This is a genomic window from Bariatricus sp. SGI.161 (genome assembly GCF_050313695.1).
Classification (GTDB): domain Bacteria; phylum Bacillota; class Clostridia; order Lachnospirales; family Lachnospiraceae; genus JAFBIX01.
Genome location: NZ_JBNPLX010000065.1, coordinates 1 through 2,970 on the forward strand (window position 1 = coordinate 1; position 2,970 = coordinate 2,970).

A 2,970-nucleotide genomic window follows, 5' to 3' on the forward strand; every position below is an offset into this window, starting at 1 on the left:
ACTGTTGGCACGGCAACAGCAAAAAGCACTTGATCACAACAGGGATTTGGGAACAGCAACGATCCTCCATCCTTACCATCCCCTCTATGGACAGAGTTTCCCAATCCTGAAGGTCCGGAAAGTAGATGGCCAGCGCCGCTACTCGCTTCGTTCTCAGGATGATGTCTTCTCCGTCCCTGAGTCCTGGATCATCGACACCGGACAAAATGTTTTCTCCGAAAGCTATTTTGATGCTGATACCATAAAATCACTCCTTGAACTTTCCAGCCTGCTGTATAAATGAGCAGATTTCCAATACCACAGGGTAGATTTTTTTCTCTCCCTGTGGTATAATCTTATCATGAATAATACTGATAAGATTAGCAATTCTTACAAATCCATGACCACTGACACTCTCAAAGCCCGCCGTCAGGAGATCCTCGACTCAATGCCGGACCCGGCCCACGTCATGAGGGCTTCCCTGATCACCAGATCCATCAAATGCGGCAAGCCTAACTGCAGATGTGCCAATGGAGAGGGGCACAAAAGCCTGTACCTTTCTTCTTATTACAATGGGAAGACGCACCTTGACTCTGTTCCCAAGGCTTATAAAGACAGTGTCTCCCAATGCATCAAAGATTACGAGGATATCACAGCACTGCTCACAGAGCTCAGCAGCATCAACCTGGAACTGTTCCGGCGCAGAGAGATTGACCTTTAGCCTGAAAGGAGGAGGCCATAATGGAAACAACTCTCACGTATCTGACCGGTAATGACTCCCGGCTTGCGGAGGACCTCATATCGGCACTTTCAGCCCTTTTCATCTCCTTCTTCTCAGCAGAAAAGGAGGATGAAAATGAAGCAGAACCTATCAATTCCGTCCAAAGTACGGGCAGAACACCTGAACCGGGAAGCCCTGGTCTATGTCCGCCAGTCGACGATGGCCCAGGTACGGTTCAACCAGGAGAGTACACAGAGACAGTACGCCCTTCAAGAAAGAGCGTTATCGCTTGGCTGGCCGGAAGAACACATACGTGTGATCGACGGGGATCTCGGCATATCCGGATCCGGCCGTTCCAAGCGCCCAGGATTTGCCCAGCTCGTGACAAGCGTATCACTAGGCGAAGTCGGTGCAGTGTTCGGATTGGAGATATCACGCCTGGCCCGGTCATCAGCCGACCTTATGAAGCTCCTTGAGCTGTGCGGCCTGTTCGGCACCCTAGTGATCGACGAAGACGGTATCTACGACATGTCAGATTTTAATGACCGTCTCCTCATCGGCCTGAAAGGTACCATGGGAGAAGCAGAACTCCATTTTCTTCACGCCCGTATGATCGGCGGTAAGGAAAATGCCGCCTCCAGGGGAGAACTGCGCTTTCCTCTGCCTGTCGGCTACACCTATGATCCCGATGGCAAGACCATCATGGATCCTGATGAAGAAGTGCAGCATGCGGTCTCCACCCTGTTCAAGGCATTCCGTACTTCCGGAAGTGCCTACGGTGTTGTCCGCTATTTCTCGGAAAACAATCTTTCCTTCCCCAAACGCGCTTATGGAGGCGCATGGGATGGAAAGATCACCTGGGGAACGCTGACCCACAGCCGTGTCCTTGCAGCCATCCATAACCCAGCCTATGCCGGAGCATACGTGTATGGGCGCTACCGTGATAACAAAACAATTGATGCTGACGGGCATTTCGAACACCATCCCGTCCGTCTCCCAGATAAAGAAGACTGGAAAGTATTCCTCCCCGGACATCACCAGGCCTATATCTCCTGGGAAGAATTCGAGGAAAACCAGAAACGCCTTGACTCCAACCGCACGAACACTGAACGCTGTGGTCCGGCGCGTGAAGGGGCCGCCCTCCTTACTGGAGTCCTGCTCTGTGGGAAATGCGGCCGCCGTATGACTGTCCGTTACACCGCGACAGGTGGCATACGTCCCGTATACGAGTGCATTGGCAGATGGGAGCACGGCAACAAGGCAACCTGTTCCTCTGTCCCTGCCGAAGCTCTTGACCAGGCGGTATCTGAAAAAATCCTCTCGATCATGAAGCCTTCGGAACTGGAGATCTCCCTGAAAGTCATGCGCAGCATCAATGATGCAAACAGGATGTCAGATAAACAATGGCTCCTCTCGATCGAACGCGCACAGTATGAAGCAGACCGTGCGGAGCGGCAGTTTATGCTCGCAGACCCGGAAAACAGGCTTGTTGTCCGCTCCCTGGAATCCAACTGGAACCAGAAACTCAAAGAACTGGAAAAGGCAAAGCAGGATTACGCCGTATACATTTCAAAAAAAGCATGGGTTCCTTCCGAAAAAGAAGAACAGGATATCCTAACCCTTGCACAGAAGATCCCGGAGATCTGGAATGCGCCAACTTCTACCCCAAAGGAAAAGAAACGCATCATCCGCATTCTGATCGACGACATCACTGTCCTGGCCGAAAAAAGATGCCCGGAGTTTTCAGCGGGCATCCGGTTCCGCAGTGGGAAATGTGAACGGCTTGTCTTAAAAAAGAACCTTCCCTGCAGTGACCGTAAAAGACACACAGACAGCACAGTTTCCATGATCAGGGAACTGGCAGCTTTTATGAACGATTTTGAGATTGCGGACCGGTTAAACCAGGACGGGCTGGTCACTCCAGAGGGAAAACCCTTTACATATGCCGGTGTCAGATGGATCCGTCATAAACATAATATTTCCGGCCCCTACCAGAGAAACCGTCAGGGGATATCGGTTGCAGAAGCCGCCAGCCTGCTCGGTATCTCCACCGGGAAGGTCTACTACGGCATCTCTGCCGGCAAGATCCCCGCCAGAAAGCAGCATCAGGGATGGCCCTGGGAGATATTGATTGATGATTCCAACCTGGAATCCATAAAAGAGCTTTACACATGATACTTTTCTCCATTAAATCGGCTGCCTTCAGGATAGCTGGAGGCAGTATTTCAAAACATCGTTGGGAGGTGTGCAGTATGAAGTCACCGTGGGTA

3 protein-coding genes are annotated in these 2,970 nt (G+C 51.4%); all 3 read left to right on the forward strand.

Features of this window, described 5'->3' with window-relative positions; translation table 11 throughout:
- Positions 1 to 283 (forward strand): DUF5372 family protein (locus ACQRBH_RS17130; protein ID WP_427762664.1); only part of this gene is annotated, 283 nt, incomplete at its 5' end.
- Positions 284 to 379: 96 nt separating this feature from the next.
- Complete coding sequence (locus tag ACQRBH_RS17135; RefSeq protein ID WP_427762666.1) at positions 380 to 700, forward strand: DUF6788 family protein; 321 nt, start codon at positions 380 to 382, stop codon at positions 698 to 700.
- Between the two features lie 135 nt (positions 701 to 835).
- The gene (locus ACQRBH_RS17140; protein WP_347376809.1) at positions 836 to 2,875 is read left to right on the forward strand and encodes a recombinase family protein; all 2,040 of its coding nucleotides are present in this window, start codon (positions 836 to 838) and stop codon (positions 2,873 to 2,875) included.
- Positions 2,876 to 2,970: the final 95 nt, after the last annotated feature.